This is a genomic window from Siphonobacter sp. SORGH_AS_0500 (assembly GCF_031453245.1).
GTDB lineage: Bacteria > Bacteroidota > Bacteroidia > Cytophagales > Spirosomataceae > Siphonobacter.
Map to the genome: position 1 here is coordinate 129529 of NZ_JAVIYT010000005.1, position 19644 is coordinate 149172.

At 46.6% G+C, this 19644-nt stretch carries 10 protein-coding genes; 2 read left to right on the forward strand and 8 right to left on the reverse strand.

The window, feature by feature from the left end; genetic code table 11:
- Positions 1-394 precede the first annotated feature (394 nt).
- The 7 genes from QE357_RS21495 to QE357_RS21525 all read right to left on the reverse strand — a co-directional run bounded on the left by QE357_RS21495 (position 395) and on the right by QE357_RS21525 (position 13667).
- The gene (locus QE357_RS21495) at positions 395-4543 is read right to left on the reverse strand and encodes a two-component regulator propeller domain-containing protein (protein WP_309712242.1); all 4149 of its coding nucleotides are present in this window, start codon (positions 4541-4543) and stop codon (positions 395-397) included.
- Between the two features lie 330 nt (positions 4544-4873).
- Positions 4874-7336, reverse strand: a complete 2463-nt coding sequence (locus tag QE357_RS21500) for a glycoside hydrolase family 95 protein (RefSeq protein WP_309712244.1) — start codon at positions 7334-7336, stop codon at positions 4874-4876.
- Between the two features lie 117 nt (positions 7337-7453).
- Positions 7454-8482, reverse strand: coding sequence for a glycoside hydrolase family 43 protein (locus QE357_RS21505; protein WP_309712246.1), 1029 nt, complete (start codon positions 8480-8482; stop codon positions 7454-7456).
- A 9-nt stretch (positions 8483-8491) separates the two neighbouring features.
- A complete protein-coding gene (locus QE357_RS21510) occupies positions 8492-9979 on the reverse strand; it encodes an MFS transporter (protein WP_309712249.1) in 1488 nt (495 codons plus the stop codon).
- 7 nt (positions 9980-9986) lie between these two features.
- A complete protein-coding gene (locus QE357_RS21515) occupies positions 9987-11108 on the reverse strand; it encodes an endo-1,4-beta-xylanase (protein WP_106638376.1) in 1122 nt (373 codons plus the stop codon).
- A gap of 2 nt (positions 11109-11110) precedes the next feature.
- The gene (locus QE357_RS21520; RefSeq protein ID WP_309712252.1) at positions 11111-12937 is read right to left on the reverse strand and encodes a glycosyl hydrolase 115 family protein; all 1827 of its coding nucleotides are present in this window, start codon (positions 12935-12937) and stop codon (positions 11111-11113) included.
- Between the two features lie 16 nt (positions 12938-12953).
- Positions 12954-13667 (reverse strand): glycosyl hydrolase 115 family protein, encoded by a 714-nt coding sequence (locus QE357_RS21525; RefSeq protein ID WP_309712254.1) that lies wholly within the window; start codon positions 13665-13667, stop codon positions 12954-12956.
- A 716-nt stretch (positions 13668-14383) separates the two neighbouring features.
- Here QE357_RS21525 and QE357_RS21530 point away from each other — a divergent pair.
- Together QE357_RS21530 and QE357_RS21535 are read left to right on the forward strand one after the other, a co-directional pair.
- Positions 14384-17998, forward strand: coding sequence for a two-component regulator propeller domain-containing protein (locus tag QE357_RS21530; protein ID WP_309712256.1), 3615 nt, complete (start codon positions 14384-14386; stop codon positions 17996-17998).
- A 31-nt stretch (positions 17999-18029) separates the two neighbouring features.
- Positions 18030-18473: a helix-turn-helix transcriptional regulator gene (locus QE357_RS21535; protein WP_309712258.1), complete on the forward strand. Its 444-nt coding sequence runs from the start codon at positions 18030-18032 to the stop codon at positions 18471-18473.
- A gap of 50 nt (positions 18474-18523) precedes the next feature.
- Here QE357_RS21535 and QE357_RS21540 read toward each other — a convergent pair whose 3' ends face one another.
- Entirely contained in the window at positions 18524-19615 is a 1092-nt protein-coding gene (locus tag QE357_RS21540) for a Gfo/Idh/MocA family protein (protein WP_106638382.1), read from the reverse strand.
- Between the last annotated feature and the right edge of the window lie 29 nt (positions 19616-19644).

Sequence of the window (19644 nt, forward strand, 5' to 3'; positions counted from 1 at the left end):
AACCCACACCGAAACACTAAGCTTCCTGTAGAGAATTCTACTTTGAGTTTATTCCTTAATCAAAACAAGTGCTGAATGGAAATCCATTCAGCACTTGTTTTTTTATAGCCTATTGTTCGTTTTGGTTTGCTCTTTAACACAATGCTGCCAGCGAAAAAGCTGGCAGCGGCTGGGTTCGATGATTACTTGAAATATTGACTATTTATTATTCTATAAACTACCCTTCGTTTTAGATCACTCTTCGTCTAAACCGCTGCCAGCGTGGCCCGGCCAACTTTTTCGCAGGTAGCACTATTAACTCCTAGGGAAACAACACACTATTACTTGCCTAAGTATCACAATGCTGCCTGCGGCTGCGTTCGATGATTACTTGCAACATGCAGCATTCGTTATTTTATAAAATACCCTCCGCTCTCGTCCGCTCTTTCTGGATGTACTCGGACGGAGTCATGTTAAAGTGAGCTTTGAATACCTTGGTAAAGTAGTTGGGGTTAGCAAAACCTATCTCATAAGCCACCTCGGCAATGTTCATGTCGCTTTTGTTTAAGAGCAAAGCGGCACGTTCAAGCTTAATGGATCGGATGTACTCAACCGGGGTCATACCCGTAAATTCAAGTAATCGGTTATACAGAGAGGCTCGACTCATGGATAAATGACTGCTCAGGGTTTCCACCGATAACTGAGGATTAGACAGATTATCATGAATATACGCCAGCACTTTCTCCAGAAAACGTTCCCGTTCTGGAACAATTTCCGGATTGGGTGAAGTCATCACTACCTGCTTGGTGTACGTATCTTTAAACACCCGGTTGAGGGCAATCAGGCTATTCATTTTTGCCTGTAATACGGCAAAATCAAAGGGCTTGGTGATGTAATCCGTTGCTCCCGACTCCAGACCAGACAAAGGCCCATTTTCTTCAATGGCAGCGGTCAGTAATATGATGGGAATATGCTTGGTTCGCTTGTCGGCTTTCAGTTTTCGGGTTAACTCCAGACCATTCATCTCGGGCATATTTATGTCACAGACGATGATATCAGGGTGATGAAACAGAATTCGTTGCCAAGCCTCCTTCCCATTGGTCGCTTCAAAAAGCCGATAAAACGTTCTTAGGTTTTCTTTGATGTAAAAACGGAAATCTTCATCGTCTTCCACAATCAACACCAAAGGTTGATCCGAATTTTTACCAGAACTCTCCACGACTGGGAAAGGTACTAAGTCCTGATTGACAGGAACCAGGGTTTCGTTCACCACGGCAAGTTCCTCACTTACTTCGCGTTTCAGCCGTAGCCGAAAGGTGAATTTACTGCCCAGTCCTACGGCACTTTCTACGGTGATGTGTCCATCATGCATTTTGACAAATTCCTTGACAATAGAAAGGCCAATGCCCGTTCCCTGATTAAGGATAGCCGGACCAGTATCGTGCTGGAAAAAGCTTTCAAAAATCCGGCTCTGAGCTTCGGCAGGAATGCCAATGCCTGAATCTTTGACGGACACAGCTATACACGCCACCTCAGCGGTAGATTCTTCCAGACACTCTTCAAGGCTTACACGAATAGACCCTTTCTCCGGGGTAAACTTAAATGCATTGGATAACAAATTGAACAGGATTCGCTCGACTTTATTTTCATCGAAGTCGAGCGTTGCTTCCTCCATTTCACTGGAAAAAGACAAAATGATATTCTTTCGGATGGCCAGGTCGTTGAAAGAGTTTACCACGTCTTTCAGAAAAGCCACCATCTGCCCCGGCTTCAGGTGAAGTTTTAGTTCCTGCTCTTCCAGTTTCCTGAAATCCAGGAGTTGATTTACTAAATTACTCAGCCTGCGAGCATTCCGATTAATCAGGTTAAGCTGATTGCTGGCACTTTCGTCCATATTCAGTTTCAACAGTTTTTCAGCAGGGCCCGCAATCAGCGAAATGGGTGTTCGAAATTCGTGACTAAGATTTGTCAGGAACTTAATCTTCATACGATCGAACTCCCGCAGGTATTCGGCTTCTTTGCGTTGTTGTTCCAGACGCTGGCTGGCCTGAAGTCTTTCCTGCTGAATGGCGAATTTCTGCTTTAACTGATTAATGCTGCGGCGACGTATTAAAAACAGAATACCGAAGCCTACCAGCACGTAAAAGGCATAAGCGTAAATGGATTGCCAGAAGGGAGGAGCTACGTTGATCCGAATGGATCTCCCTTCGGTATTCCAAAGCCCATCATTATTCGACGCAATGACCTGAAAGGTGTACTCACCAGGGCTCAGGTTTGTGTAATAGGCACTGTGTTCTTTTCCTGCATCAACCCATTGGTTATCCACTCCTTCCAGCTTGTATCGGTAATGATTGTGTTCAGGAACGGTGAAATTGAGGGCTTCGAAATGAATGGAGAAATTTTGTTTGTAGGCCAGTCGGATTTCGCTGGCCGTCAGTAAAGACTGATCGATAGGTCCTTTAGGAGAAGGGACAACGGCCTGATTATCAATTTTCAGCTCCGTCAGGACCACTTCCGGTATTTGATTATTAATCTTAATATCCGACCGCTTAAAGTGATTAAAACCACTCTGTCCACCGAAATAAAGCTCTCCGGTAGAAAGCTGTAACCCAGAGCCCAGGACAAAAGCTCCGCCCTGTAAACCATGGTGGTGCGTATAATTTTTAAATCGTTTGTTCAGGGGATTGAAACAGCTCAGGCCTTTATTCGTACTGAGCCAAAGTTCGCCGGTTGGGGTTTCGATGATTTTCAGCACTACTCCATTAATCAGGCCGTCGCTTTCTGATAATACCTTAAACTTCTTGCTTTGCGGGGTAAGATAGGCTAACCCATTTCCATTGGTTCCAACCCAGATGGTACCTTTGGAATCTTCTTTAATGGATAGAATATAGTTACTGGGTAAACCGCTGTTCTTTTTTTTGTAAAAGGAAAAAGTTTTGGTTTTGGGATTATACAACGAAATTCCTCCCCCAAAGGTACCCGCCCAGATTCGTCCGGATTTATCTTCTTCAAACGCCCGGATGTAGTTATTGGAAGGTTTGGTTATGTCATCGGTATTGTCACTCTGACTAACCAGTTTTTCTATGGTATTTGTTTTGACGTTGAGGATGTTAATTCCCCCACCGTTCGTCCCAATCCAGAGGTTGCCCTGTCGATCTTCTTTCAGACAGAAAATGGCATTACTATTCAGATCTTTTGGTCCGTTTCCCTTTTTGAATTGAGTATAGCGTTGTGAATCTGGCTGGTAACAAAACAATCCGTTCAAATAAGTACCTACCCACAACTGCTGGTTACGATCCATTGCCAAAGCCAGCACGCTTAAATCATGACTTATGTTTTTGCTATCATCGGGTAACTGAATTTGTCTGAATAGGTCCTTCTGCGGTACATATTCATGCAGTCCGCCCCCATCAGTTCCCACAAAAACACGGTTTCGATACTCCGCAAAGGAAGTAACGGTGGACGATTTTAAGCCGAAAGGATCAAAAGCATTGCTTTGTTTTAATTTAAAATGGCTCTGACTCTTGTCATATTGGTTAAGCCCGCCCTGATACGTACCAATCCAGTAAATTCCCTTCTCATCCACCAGAATGGACCGGATGGATCGACTACTCAAACTATGGGGATCGCGGCTGTCAGGGCCATAACTGACGATGTGCTCCGTAGCCAAATCCAGCACGTCCAGGCCTTCGTCCGTTCCCAACCAGAGTTTGCCATTGTCATCGGCGGCCAGGGCGTAAATGGTGTTACTGCTGATCGAATTTTTACCGGGGGAATCATTAAAATTCTTAAACCCACTCCCCTCTGCTTCCAGCTTACTCAAGCCGCCAATGGTGCTCACCCAAATCTGATTACGGCTATCCTGAACAATCGCAGAAATGTAGTTATGAGTTAAACTGTTGGGATTATCGTCCTCATGCGTGTAGTGTCTGATGAGGGTATAGTTTTTGTCATACAACCACAAACCCTGATCCGTTCCTATCCACATTTGATGCTTCCGATCCTGAAAGGTGTAGAGTGACGTCTGCCCTTCAAAATGCTTCATGATTGCCTGATAGGGCTTTTGCACCAGAAGCTTTTTCGTAACCGGATCGATGATATACAAGGCTCCGTAGCTGGTAATCCAGATATTCCCTTTATCATCAGCCGTGATGTGGGTAATAGCGGGCTGTATTTTCTTTTTGTCCCCTACTTCTTCAAACGGAATAATAGAGTCGGAAAGACGGTCATAATAACTGAGCGAACCTCCGTTGGTCCCAATCCATAAATCGCCGTTATTGCTTTCAAAAAGAACCGTAATATGATTGACCTTTAAACCCTTGTATTTTTCAGCATCATGCCGGTATACTTTGAAATTCGTTCCATCAAAACGATTGAGTCCATCTTCGGTAGCCAACCAGAGGAAACCAAAATGATCCTTGCACAAGCCGTAGATTGTACTGGAGAATAAGCCATCTTTGTTCGAATAACTCTTGAATTCCAAGGGTAATTTCTGGGCTAACACCCCAGCATTATTCAGGATAGCTAGTGTAACTAGAAGGAAAAAACGTATCAAGATTTTCATGCCTACTTGCTGCTAGATAAACACAGGTGTTGAGCTTATCTATGGAATGGAATAGCAGTTCTTCAAGAATAGACTCCTGCTTCTGGGCAATACCCGATCATCAGAGGCACAGGAGCCAAGTATTCTCAAATAAGTCCAAAAGTTAGTCAAATAAATCCATGATCTAAACTTTCAACCCGGCATTCATTCGAGGCACGATTGATCTTTTAAGCAGGAAAACAAAAAGTGATTCATTAGCAAAGCAAAAGTTTCAGGACAGGCAAACCTGACTTCACCAGAAACTTTCGCTTTGCTCTACCTGATACCCGACGTTTACAATCATACGCTACCTTACTGGCTAACTAGCGTAATCTCTTCACCTTTTCGGGTGGGTATGTCGTACAGGAATGTTGGTTTGAGGGTAAGGTTATTACGTGGGGCTTGGGACGAAACTATTGCCGCTGGAATTTCCTCGGTGTAGTAATAGGGATTGGTATTAGAGCCCGTCGCCTGTGTTAGGCTTAATCCACCAGCCCCTTTCAATGCTTGGGGCGTTCGAATTCGAAGATTTCCGCCTAGTGTAGACCGAATAACCACTTTCTTTAGTTGACCCTGTTCCCATTCCAGAGCAAGAATTTCAAACCCACCTCTGGCTCGCAGTCCTCCAATGCTGCCTTGAGGCCAGGCATCGGGTAAGGCAGGTAACAAATGAACCGACCCGTCGGCACTTTGCAGCAACATCTCAGTAATACCGGAGGTACAGCCAAAATTTCCGTCAATCTGAAAAGGGGGATGGGCGTCAAATAAATTGGTATACGTACCTCCTCCTTCTTTGTTAACGCCAAGCGGCGTTAACTGATTCTGAATCAATGCATAGGCATGATTACCATCCTGTAGTTTGGCCCACCAGTTTACTTTCCAGCCCATGCTCCAGCCCGTAGATACATCGCCCCGATGCAGTAAAGAAGTGCGGGCAGCCCTAAACAGATCAGGGGTACGATACGCTGAGATTTGGCTTGAAGGAAACAACCCGTACAAGTGCGAAACGTGGCGGTGCTTATCTTCGGGATCGTCTACATCGTCGAGCCATTCCTGTAACTGACCGTATTGACCCACGTGCATGGGAGGCAGTTGGCTGCGTTTCTGTTTTAAGATTCCCACAAAATCCGCATCTTTTTTCAGGAGTTCAGCGGCTCGTATCGCGGTGCTGAATACGTCAAAAACAATCTGGTTATCCATGGTAGTGCCCGCGTCAATCGACGACCCACCGTGAGCCTGGGGAGCATTTTCGGGCGAAGTTCCCGGAGCCACCACCAGCCAGTGATACTTGGGATGTTCTACCAGAAAATCCGCGTAAAACTGGGCCGCCCCTTTCAGAATGGGATACGCAGAAGCCAGAAATTTCTGGTCGCCATTGTAGAGGTAATGCTCCCAGAGGTGCTGACTCAGCCAGGCTCCGCCTGCCGTCCACATGCCCCAGAAGGCCCCGTCTACAGGCCCGTTAATCCGCCAGAGGTCGGTATTATGATGAGCCATCCAGCCACCCGCCCCATACATCACCTTAGCCGTTTCCTGCCCCGTTTCTGCCAGTTCCCGAATCATCCGAAACAAGGGTTCGTGCATTTCGGACAGATTCGTTTTTTCGGCGGGCCAGTAATTCATCTGCGTATTGATGTTGATGGTATACTTACTGTCCCAGGGCGGCCTCATCCGATGATTCCAGACACCCTGCAAGTTGGCGGGTTGTCCGCCGGGTTGTGAAGACGAAATCAGCAAGTAACGTCCATACTGGTAATACAGCGTAACCAGTTGAGGATCATTCGTAAAGCGAAAGTTCTTGAGCCGTTCGTTTGTAGGCTGGGTGGCGGCATCACTCGTTCCGAGATCAAACGTTACCCGATTAAAAAACTTCTGATAAGTCGCGACGTGTGCTTTACGCAGGGCCGCATACGATTGGGTGAAAGCCTTATTCAGGTACGCAGCAGCCCGGGCGTCTGCCTGGCCGCTGAGGTCTTTGTACGTGTTGAAATTGGTAGCAATAGAAAGATAAAGCGTTGCTTCATTCGCTCCCGTTACCGTAAGCGAAGTATCCGTACGCGTAAGGGTTCCGCCTACGGTTTTAAGCCGGGCCATGCCTTGAAAGTTCACCAGCCCTTTCACACCTTCATGATCGGAGGTAATCCCGGAAAGGGTTAGTTCCCGGGCAGGAGTGGTATGACGTTCGGCTTTTGGGTGCGGGGAAGAAAAAGAAGCGTTGAAGGATAGTTTTCCTGGCTTGCTGGCCCTTAGCTGCATCACAATCACCTGATCGGGAAATGAAGCCAGCATTTCTCTCGTGTAGGTCACCTCTCCAACCCGGTAAGACGTTCGGGCAACCGCCTGTTCGATATCCAGTTCCCGGGAATAATCCGTAAAGGAATCGTGGCCGTCAAAGTTAAGGTTTAGATTACCTACGGGCTGAAACATCTGACCATGCGATTTTTTGGTTAAAACCGACTGGTTCGCCAGTTGCTCGGCTTCCTTTTGTTTTCCGGCAAAAATCAACCGCCGAATTTCTGGTAGGGCCGAGAGGGCGTTAGGATTATCATTCCGATTGGGGCTACCGCTCCAGACGGTATGTTCATTAAGCTGAATCGTTTCCGTACCCACGTTTCCATACACCATCGCCCCCAGTCTGCCGTTCCCGAGGGGTAAGGCATTTTCCCAAACTTTTCCAGAGGGTTCTGTATACCAAAGTTTTAAGGCCGGCTTATGCTGTGAAAAACCAGTGACAGAAATTATTAATAAGAGCAGGCAGAGGTATCGTCGCAGCATAAGCAGAGGCACAGAATCGGATGAATGTGAGGCGAAAGGTAGAACGATTATTGGGTTAAAGAAAGACGCAAACCCGGTTGGCTTCCGCCTTTCTTCAAAAAATAGACTACTTTTTACTTAGCTACGTTCGGTTACGTAAGGAATAATGGTTTGAATCAATCCCTGTTCATCATGCCTAAGCTCCGTTACCTTAATACTTCGCAAATGAGTAACCCCATTGGATAAACTGGAATCGTGATAAAACAGGTACCACTTGTTTTCAAACGCACAGATGGAGTGATGAGAGGTCCATCCCACCACTGGTTCCAGAATTTTTCCGGCGTAGGTAAAAGGGCCATACGGGTTATCGCCAATAGCATAGCAGATTAAATGGGTATCTCCGGTGGAGTAAGAAAAATAGTATTTCCCCTGATACTTGTGTAACCAGCTCGCTTCAAAAAACCGTCTTTCATTATCACTGGCTACCAATACCTCTCCTTTTTCATCCAAGATGCGTATTTCCCTGACTTCTTCCGCAAATTCCAGCATATCATCCGTTAACCGGGCTACACGCGGCCCCAGAGCTGGTTCATTACCCGTGGGCTCGGCATGACTTTCATCGTACGTATTCGCCCGATACGACTGTAACTGTCCCCCCCACAAGCCGCCAAAATACATATAAGCTACGCCATCATCATCCACAAAAACCGCAGGATCAATGGAATAACTTCCCTGGATGGCTTCGGGTTGCGGGGTAAAGGGTCCGGCGGGAGAATCGCTGATGGCGACGCCAATCTGAAAAATGCCGTCGGCTTTTTTCGCGGGAAAATACAGGTAATACTTCCCTCCTTTAGATGCCGCATCGGGTGCCCACATTTGTCGTTCTGCCCAAGGCACCTCCTTTACGTGCAAAGCCAGTCCATGATCAACTGCGGGTGCATCCGGCGTTTCCATGGAAAAAACGTGGTAGTCTTCCATGGCAAAATGGCTTCCCAAATCGTCAAATGGAATACCAGCATCAATATCATGCGAAGGATAGATGTAGATTTTTCCCTCAAATACGTGAGCCGACGGATCAGCGGTATACATGTGAGAGACCAGCGGCTGGGAAATCGCCTGCGTACGGAGTTCTGCAAAATCAATATGCTCAATTGAATCTTCTGGCATAGCAAATTATTAGTTATGGGTTTCTAGAAGGGCACTACGTCTGGCCTGAAGGTCTAATTCAAGCTTATCCTCCATTTTTTTATCAATGCGGTATCCAAACAGCAGCGTTGCTCCGCCCATGAAAATCAGGCCGGGAACCAAACTCACCAGTAAGCGAATGCCCTGAATGGCACTTTCGGTCTGCACAGCCGCCTCGGCATCGTAACCGAAGGTACTGAGCAACCAGGCGGCAATGGCTCCTCCAAAACTCAAGCCTACTTTCAGACCAAAAATCATGGCGGAAAAAATGATGGCCGTTGCTCTCCGGTTGTTCTTCCATTCACTGTAATCGGCCACATCGGCTATCATCGCCCATAAAAGCGGCGTGGTGATGCCGTACAGAAAGCCATGCAGCGTCTGTAAGGCAAAAACGGTGGACACGGCGGTCTGCGGAAGGAAATTGATGACCAGCAAAGTCATTCCCGAAAGGGTCAGAAAAATAGCATACACATTTCGCTTTCCGATTTTATCAGCCAGCGACTTTGAACAGATGATGCCTACAATCATGGCCAGGGTACTGGCCGCACTCACCACACTGGCCGTGGCGTAGGGAGCACTGCCGGGCTTGCGAAACTCAGCCAGAGCCGCTTTACCCGTGATACTTTCCAGGGAATTGAGCAGGCTTCCAAAGCCCAGATTATCCAGAAAAGCAACCTGACTGGCGGTAGTCAAGTAATACTTGAAGTAAAAGATGTTCATTCCACCCTTAATGGCTAGCGTAATAAATACCAGAACGGTGAGGCCCAGCATAATCAGCCAGGGTCGGTTATGAATCAAATCCGACAAGTCCTGTACCAGCGGCGTCTTCTGTTCTTTAGGCGGAGAGACGCGTTCTTTGGTGGTGAAGAAGGTAATCAGAAAACAGATTACCCCGGTAATGGCAAATACGGTCATCACCTTTTCGAACCCGGCGGCCTTATCGCCTTTACCAATTGAAATGACCAAAGGCAATAACAATACCTGTACGATAAACTGAGCAATCATTACCGCCACAAAACGGTACGAAGAAAGGCTGTTGCGTTCTCTCATATCGCCCGTCATTACCCCACTCAGGGCCGAGTAGGGCAGGTTATTAGCCGAATACACCATAACCAGAATCAGGTACGTCACGAACGCATACGCTATTTTTCCGCTTTCGCTAAAGGAAGGCGTCGAAAAAGCGAGCAGAGCGATGATGCCGAAGGGTACAGATGTCCAAAGGATCCAGGGCCGGAATTTGCCCCATTTCGTCTGGGTTCTGTCGGCGATGGCTCCCATCGCCAGATTGAATATGGCTCCAATAAACCCACCCGTGAGCATAATAAAGCTGGCACTTCCGGGCGAAATTTTATAGACATCCGTATAGAAAAACGTAAGAAAAGCCATCAGCGTCTGGAAAATAAGGTTCGCTGCCAGGTCTCCCAGGCTATACCCTATTTTTTCGAGTACTGATAATTGAGGTGAGGTGGATGGTCGCATGGGTTAATTATTGATGAGCCTGAATGACTTTATAAAAAGCTGGTTTGGGATTGTATTGCCGGTCGAACAGCAAGGGATAATTGGTTCTTCCCCGCACGGGCCAGCCGTTAAGCCAGCTTTGTCCATCATGCACGCCCCAGAAAGTAACTCTCGCTATTTTGTCTTTGTGCTTCACAAACAGCTTAAACAGCGACTCGTAATCACGGGCCAGTTGTTGCTGGAGTGAGTCGGGTAGTCCGCTGGTATAAGGGTTCAGGCCTTGCTCATTACTCATCCGCTGGCTGACTTCAGCTCCCTGAAAATCACGTTTCAGTACCTCAATGTCCAGCTCCGTGATGGCTACTTTAACACCCAAAGCCGCGTACGCCAAGATGCTTTCTTCGATATGCTGCAAGGGGATTTTACCTACGTGCCAATGGCCCTGAATACCCACGCCGTCAATTCGCACGCCTGCCGCCTGAATCTTTTTAATGATTTCAATACAACCTGCTCTTTTGGCGGGTTGCTCATTGTTGTAATCGTTGTAGTACAGTTGCGTTTCGGGGGAAGCCGCCTGAGCCAGTCTAAATGCTTCCACCAGATACCCTTCGCCTAACTTATTGAGAAATATGGATTTACGGAGTGTTCCATCTTCGTTTAAGGCTTCATTAACGACGTCCCAGGATTGTACTTTTCCACGATAGCGACCCGCAACGGTCTGGATGTGTTCTTTGAGGAATAACTGAAGGGAGTCCGCACGCTTGATTTTCCGTACAAAAGGCGGCAACTGACTATGCCACACCAGCGTATGAGCATTGATGGCCAATTTATTCTTTTTTCCAAATTCAACCAGCTTGTCTGCATACGTGAAGTTGTATTGATCCCAACGGGGGTGAATCACTTCCGCCTTCATGATATTTTCGGGCGTAGCGGCATTGAATTGCTCCGCGATGAGCTGCGTCTCCTTTGGACTTTTCTCGTCAATCTGCCCCGCATTTAAAGCGGTTCCGATCAGGAAATCGTCCTTATACACCTCTTTCAGTGACGGAAGATTCAACGGTAGTAGCGAGTTAGAATCCGTCGTAAAATTGGTCAGGGCCAGAAAACCTATCCCCAGTAAAGCAATTGGCGTATACTTCAGTCGTATCATATCTATTTATCAGATGTTTCATACCTAGTTTCTTCCGGCCCCAAATAGCTTGGCTCGATGTTCCCAAAGTCCACTACCAGCTTTTGTAACACGACTCCCGGACTAACCAGCCAGAACTTGATCGTGTGTTTGCCCGGTTTGTCAAATCGGTGTTTACTGGGCTTTATGATGATATTGTTAGCCGCCCACTGGTTCCACACGCCCCGGTCACTCGTTTTGTCTTCCTGATTGAGACTGATGAGTTGTGGCGTTTGATCGTCTACGGACAAGGCATATTGCAATCCTTTTTCGGAACCATAGAAGTTCAGACTCGGAGAAAAATACGCGTGAATGGTGGCCTCTCCGTCGGCATACGTATAAATGTCATACGCTACGTGCGGGGCGTTTCCTCCCGGACTTTGTTCGGAGCCTGTTACGGGAAAAGCCGTCAGGGCCGAACCCGTTCGACCGTGGTCGAGCAGCACTTTCCAGGTTACTCCGTTGGAATGAACAACGTGGGTAAAATGATCCGCCTCTATGGAAACGCCCCGTTTTTCATCCTGATAGAAAACCGGGCTTTTTACTCCTGCCGGAATTGTTGCCTGACGCGAGTTTGCGGTTTGGGAGAAAGGTTTTTCGCTTCCTTCTCCATCGGACAAACGAAATACCTGAGGCATGCGTTGTCGTTCAGGCTGTTGCCAGTAGGTGTAACCAATGTGCGTCTGGCTCATGAAATGATTCCACTTACCATTATTAAGCTGGTGATACCGTTGGGTGATCAGTGAATCTTTTTCGTATAATTCCCTGACCCGTTCAGCGTACGCATTGGTTTCTTTCCATTTTTGTTGATACGCCTGATGATTGAGTGCGACCTGGTAATACATTTCATTCAGATTGGCACAGGCCTGAATTGGATGTAACACCAGTTGAAAAAAGGCATCCCGATATTGCGTTGGAAGTTTGGCATTCAGCTTTTCGGCTCTGCCTAACAGGTCATTATAATCGGTTACTACCGTTTCCCATTCTCCATTTTCCAGTCTGTACGTTTTTGCGTCCAGTAGTTCGGGTTTTCTGCGGGCATTATACTTGGCGTAACGGGCCAGCAGGAAGGCAATTTCAGAAGCGTCCGCTTTACCAAACTGAGCCGCTGCCCATTCCTGCGTATAGGTCTGTAACTGGTCAGGGCCTATTCGCTCTGGATTCCAGGCATAATCCAGGAAAAAAGAAATAGGAAATTCCATGGGTTTTAAGTCACCCACATTCACAATCCAGATGCTTTTAACCTGATGCTCCCAGGCCAGATGCATCTGCTCCCAGATTCGGGGTAGTGGATTGGTATTTAGCCACTTGTAATTTCTAGGCCCACCTACGTAATCAAAGTGGTAATAAATCCCATATCCTCCCTTCCGGCTACCAGCCTTTGGAGAAGGGAGCTTTCGCAGGTTACCCCAGTTATCGTCGCACAGCAATAGAGTAACGTCGTCTGGCACCCGCATTCCCTTGTCGTAATACTCCTGAACCTCTTTGTACAAAGCCCATAACTGCGGCGTTTCTTCGGCCCGTTTTCCGGTTACTTCCGAGATGATTTTCCGTTGGTCTTCCACAATTTTTTCCAGCAGGGCAGTCGCCGTTTCTCTCGACATGGGTTCGTCTCCATCTCCCCTCATGCCGATGCTAACGATTTTCTCATTGGAAGCCCGCTTCATTCCCTCCCGCCAGAACTGACGCAGTTGCTGTGAGTTGGTTTCGTAATTCCAGGCACCTTTCCCTACTCGTCGCCACTCGTCATGGGCCCGCATTAAGGGTTCATGGTGAGACGTTCCAATCACGATGCCATACTTTTCAGCCATTTTGATATTCAGTGAGTCATCCGCGTAAAAAGCGTTTTCCCCACATGGCAGGCCAGATATAGTTCCCTTTCAGACGAAGGATAAGTTCGAATACTTTTTCGTAGAACTTATGGTTAAAGCCGCCAAATTTTTCTTTAGCCCATCCGGATAAGGCGGGGGCTTCATCGTTCAGAAAAATGCCCCGATACTTCACTTGGGGAGCATCCTGTAGCTGCGTATTTTTATGAATGTATACTTCGTTCTGCTTTTTTACCGGTACATCAGCCCACCAGTACCAAGGAGACACGCCCAACTGACGGGATAATTCAAACACGCCATACGCGACTCCCCTTCGATCATTACCGTTGATGACTAAAGCCTGGGAAATGGTGGGAGAAGGATTGCTTATAAGTCTGATCTGGTATGCTTCCCAGGTATCGGTCATACCTGAAAGTTTCTGGGCCGTTACTAATTGCTTCAGAAATCCAGACTGTTCCATCGTGCCAATGGCAATGACGTTTTGACGAATCTTGTCCAGCGTATGGACCAAGGGCACCTTCCGCCCCGTTACCCGTTCAATATCCTGTTGAAGCAATTGAGCTGAGGTCTGAACCAGCTCTGCTTCTTTGGTATCCACATAAATAACGGCTTTCGTGACCGCAAAATTGGTAGGTTTCTCAGATACCATTTGCTGAGCATGGCCCACCGATAACCAAAGTATGCCTACTGTAATGAGTATTCCTATTTTCATGTTGAATGGGTATCCAATGAACTGACTTAGGAGTATGGGTAACTCCTCTCCTGTGAAGTAGTGATGCTGGCAATTGTCACGATAGAAAGGCCAGATCATTAATCAACTATCGCTTGTGCAGCTTCATTAAGCAGGCCAAGTGTTGCCCGACCCAATTCATGACTTTTCAAAGAAATAGTTTAACAAAAGTAAAATACAAGCTTTCGCTGCTGTGAGAACAAATGTATAAAAGAGTGAAACAAATGTTCAATAATCTGTAACGTGTACTATTATACGTTATTCAGGTCCATAGAAATGTCCTCTTCCTAGATTCCCTTGTTAATCGAAGCATTCATGCTTCCCAGTAGGGAGCTAAAAGGTATAAAACCATTTCATGGTCCAGATTTTCTTTTTGATAAGGATTCAGCCTGTAAATATAAAGTGTCAATTGAACATTTATTTTCCGGTCAACCCCTCTAAAATCATAATTATATTAATAAATAATTACATTTGTCTTAGAGAATACCTCAAAATCATGCTTTAACTAAGGTAGAAAGGCACGAAAGTTAGTCTCTCCCTGCGTTCAAGCGGATGAGGGGAAGCGTATACAATTCGTCAAAAAAGCATTGGTAACGCTTCGCATGACCATCCGTACCTGGTAACGGACGAACAGGATCTCAGCGAAAGGGAAGGAAATATATAGGGCATTTTTAAGGCTTTTCTTTTAACGATCATACATGCGGATTAAAAACATACTTGCTACCATTTTACTAAGCTGTACCCTCCTGTTTCCGACATTCGAGACATGGGCTGGACCGCAGCCCATGATGTTTACCTCGCTTACCACCAAAGATGGTCTTTCTTCAAACACCATTGCCGCTATTCTGAAAGACAAATACGGTTTATTATGGTTTGCGACGGAAGATGGGCTTAACAAATACAATGGTTTTAATTTCACGGTATACCACCATGAGCAATCCAATCCGAATAGCCTGGGCTCCAATGAGGTTTCTGCGTTGCTCGAAGATGCTGCGGGTCGCTTGTGGATCGGAACCATTGAAGGTTCTCTCCATTTATACGACCGGAAAAAAGATTCATTCATTCGGATTAATGTTGGGTTGAACGTGTATTCCATTTGCAGCGATCAACAGGGGAGGCTGTGGGTAGGAACGCATTCGGGTGTGTTTAACGTAGACCCCCAAACGTTAAAAGTGACTCGACCTTCCATTAAAAATTATGCCTTAGTAGACGGAAAACCCTGTCGGCGGGTATTCGAAGATCAGCAAAAACGTATCTGGATCACTACCAATGATGGGCTGGTTGTCTATCAGAAGAAAACAAACCAGTTCAAAGCCTTTTTCCACGATCCCAACAATCCTAACAGTCTGGCGAGTAGTACGACGATGTGCATTACTCAGGACAAAAAGGGAAGAATATGGGTAGGCACTCAAAACGGTCTCAATCTGCTTTTACCTGACGAAAGTGGATTTAAAACGTTTCGTTACCAAAAGAATGATCCTGCATCTCTCAGTAATAATACGATTTATGCCATCGAGGCTGATGAAGCCAATCGATTATGGATTTGTACGGAAATGGGTCTGAACATTATGGATGGGGAGACGGGCAAAGTAGAAAGATACCTGCCAAACCCGAACGTACCGTTCAGTCTAGCCAATCGAGCCGTCAAGTGCATGTTCATTGATCCTATGGGCATTACCTGGTTAGGAACCTATCAGGGCGGCATTAACAAGTACGACAAAAATCTTACACTATTTGGTTTACAAAAAAGTCGGCCCGGTGATGCCGCCAGCCTCAGTGCCCCTTTTGTTACCTCTTTCGCCGAAAATCCTAACGGGGATTTGTGGGTCGGTACCGACGGTGGAGGATTGAATCTCTACCACCGCAAAACCAATCGATTCAGCCGGGTCAGGCTTTATTCAAACGAGGGAGCCGAATTACCTAACCTGGCTATTCTCTGCATGACCCTTGCTCCACATAATCAGTTATGGATTGGTACATTTCAGGAAGGCTTGTTTTTGCTGGACGTTGCCACGGGAAAATGCCAACAGTTCAAGGCAGGCCTGCCTCATGCCACTATTAATCACAATGATATATTCTGCTTAAAGACGGACAGAAGTGGCAAAATCTGGATAGGCACAAACGGAGGCGGTCTCAATTGTTTCGACCCGGTTCGAAAGGAGTTTACGTACCTCAACCCTCCCTCCCACGCAGGCCCATCCGTTATTCCGTTAAATGCTTACATACGAGCCATCGAAGAAGACCAGCAGGGTAATCTCTGGATTGGTTCGTTTGGAACAGGTCTTGCGGTGTTGAATCCCGTGACTCAAAAGGCCATTCGGTATGACAAGGGAAACAGTAACCTGCCTAGTAATCGCATCACGTCCATTCATGCCGATGCAAAAGGTTCCCTTTGGATTGGAACGAATGGGGAAGGACTGGTCCGATTTAATCCAGCCAGCCGTTCATTCATTCCCTATGGGGCCCAAAAAGGATTACCCAACGGCATCGTTAATAAAATTCTTAGCGATGGAGAGGGAAGACTTTGGGTAAGTACCAATAAAGGCATCAGCAGCCTGGATGAAGGAGGCAGCCGATTTACGAATTATACCGCTCACAATGGTCTTCAGGATGACATTTTCGCGTATGGATCGGGCTTATTAGCTTCAGATCAGACTTTGTTTTTTGGGGGTATTCAGGGATTTAATTTCCTTACTACCAGTACTATAAAATCAAGTGCTTTGTCGTATCCCATTCAATTTACCGATCTGAAAGTGGGTAATAAAACCATTACGGCGGCTGACTCAACCATTACCACGGAGCATATTTCGCTGGCAAAAGTTATTCATCTGGATTACAAGCAGAATTTCTCCATTAGTTATGCCTCATTGAATTATACCAACGCCCATCAGAATGCGTATCGGTATCGGTTGAAAGGTTATCAGGAAGACTGGTATTATGCGGGTAAAACAACCGTAGCTCATTATACGAATCTCAATCCCGGTGAATACGTCTTCGAAGTACAAACCAGCACGCACGGCAATGTCTGGAACCCGCAGGGGGCATCGATTACCCTTGTAGTTCACCCGCCCTTTTATCTGACTATTTACGCCTACCTCTTCTATGCCTTCGCCATTGGATTCACGATTTGGTACCTGCGTCGTCGTGGTATCCAGAAAATCAGGCAGAAATTTACGGAGGAACAGCAAAAGCGGGAGGTGCAACGCATTCGCGATCTGGACCAGATGAAAATTAAGTTCCTTACCAACCTGAGCCACGAATTCAGAACCCCTATTTCCCTGATTCTGGCCCCGCTGGAAGGCATTTTAGCTAAAAAACACGAGTCGGCTATCGATTCCCAGTTACAAACCATTGAAAGAAATTCAAAGCGATTGCTCAATCTGGTGAACCAACTGCTGGATTTCAAGCAAATTGAACAGCAGGAACAAACCCTGCATTTATCGACCAGAAACGTCGTCTCCTTCGTCAAAGAAACCTGCGATTCCTTTCAGGATCTTTCGGAGAAAAAACACATTGATTTTGTTTTTGAAAGCTACGCGGCTGATCTGGAGCTTACGCTTGACTTCGACAAAATTGAACGAGTGCTTTACAATTTACTTTCCAATGCCTTCAAGTTCACGCCTAAAGGGGGAAAAATCAGGCTTAAAGTTTTCTCCCAGATGGATGAACAAAATCCAGACCAGCACTGGCTCTGCGTTTCGGTCAAGGATACGGGCATCGGCATTGCTCAGGATAAACACTCGCAGATTTTTGAACGGTTTTATCAGGAAGAAACCCAGAATTCCATCATGAATCCAGGCAGTGGCATTGGATTATCCATTGCTCAGGAATTCGTCGTGATGCACGGCGGAAAACTTCTGGTTGACAGCGAGCCGGGGAAAGGCAGTACCTTCATAATGTATCTGCCTCTGGTGGAAGCTCCTTCTTCGCAGGTGGTTTTTCTTCAGGAAGAAAGGGCAGAGGCCGCCCCTCTACCTACCGAAAAATCTGGGATCGGACCCAGTGGCATTGATACAGCCGAGCGATTGTTAATTGTGGAAGACAATGACGAATTCAGGCATTACCTCATGGAGAGGCTTAAAGTGCATTACCACGTTTTTGAGGCGGCAGATGGCCGGGAAGGCTGGCAGAAAACGCTTTCCATTCACCCTACGCTCATTATCAGCGACGTAGCCATGCCAAATGTAGACGGCATTGAGTTTAGCCAGAAGGTAAAATCAGATAAAAGAACCAGCCATATTCCCCTGATTCTGTTAACGGCCTCTACTGGCGATCAGCAGCAACTTAGGGGGCCTGTTATCAGGGGCCAATGATTACCTGACCAAGCCGTTCAATTTTGAGATTTTGAACGCTAAAGTCAATAACCTGCTGGCTTTGAACCGCGTTTCAAAAGGGTATTACTCCAAACGAATCAATCTGGTGAAACCGGAGGTTGAAATTGAATCGGGTAATGAAAAGCTGTTGAAAGATATTGCCTTCTTTATTGAAGAAAACTTGAATAACTCGCTGCTCAGTGTAGAGAATTTAAGTAAACACGTGGGCATGAGCCGGGGAACGCTGTACAGTAGGCTTCTGGAGTTAACGGGCAAGACCCCGGTAGAGTACATCCGGTCTGTCAAACTGGAAAAGTCAGCCATGTTGTTGGAAAAAAGCGATCTGAATATCTCTCAAATTGCTTACTCGGTGGGTTTTCCCAATGCTAATTACTTTACCAAGTCGTTTAAAAGCCAATTCAATATGCTGCCTTCGGAGTATCGAAATGCTAAACATCTGGCGAATGAAGTCTAAAATCGTTCTGTAGAAAGCAGCCAATTTAAGACTTCATTCACCGGAGCATCCTAGATGGTAACGCTCTTGCCCGAACGTACCGATTTATAAATGGCTTCGACCACTCTGATATCCCGTAACCCCTCTTCGCCCGGGGCCATGAGGTCCGTTTGATTCATGAGGGCCAGGCAATCTTCATCCAGTTGTTTGGCCTGCTGATTTTTAATGGGAAAGTTGATAATCGTCCCGTCAGACATACTTCCTTTATTACCCAGATAGCCCGACTGCGGTTCGAGTTTCAGCCAGCCTTTCTCATAGTTAACCTGCAAATAGTTCATATTGATACCAAAGCTCGTCTGGCAGGCAGCCCGTGCCCCACTGGGGAAATCCAGCATGAACATCATGGTTTCTTCGACTTCTTTGTAGATGTCAGGCCGTGTGGTAGAAGCCTGAGCGATCACACTGATAGGCTCTTCGCCCGTAGCCAGTCTGGCTCCCTGTAAGGCGTATACTCCCATATCCCCCATCACGCCACCCCCAAGGGCTTTCTTCTGCTTCCAGTGGTCCGTCCGACCATCGAAATACCCGGCGGCACTGTTAATCATCTTTACTTTTCCGAATTTCTGTTCTTTGGCTACCTTCATCACCGCCTGAATATTCGGATCGTGCTGACAACGATATCCAATGGCCAGTTTCACCTTGTTGTTTTTACAGGCGGCAATCATGGCTTCACAATCTGCTACGGAAGGGGCCATAGGCTTTTCACAAAACACGTGTTTGCCCGCCTTTGCAGCCCGAACGACAAATTCCCGGTGCATGGATGGCGGAAGCACAACGTAGACCACGTCAATGTCAGGGTTATTAGCAATCTGATCGAAATTCTGGTAATTGTAAATGTTTTTGTCCGGGATCTTATACTTAGCTTTCCAGGCCTCAGCTTTGGCAGGCGTACCCGTTACAATTCCGGCCAGGTAGCATTTTTCAGTCATTTGAAGAGCTGGTGCCAGCAAATCCGTGCTGTAGTAACCCAGCCCAACCAGGGCAATGCCTAGCTTGTCTTTCTTCGGTGCTGTGGCGGCTATTAACGCGTTTCCGGAAAATAAAGTGGCGGCACCCGCCAGTGATAAAGTCGTTAAAAACTCCCGTCTTTCGATTTGAGTCATATTTTAAGTGATTTTGATTCAGAGCTTTT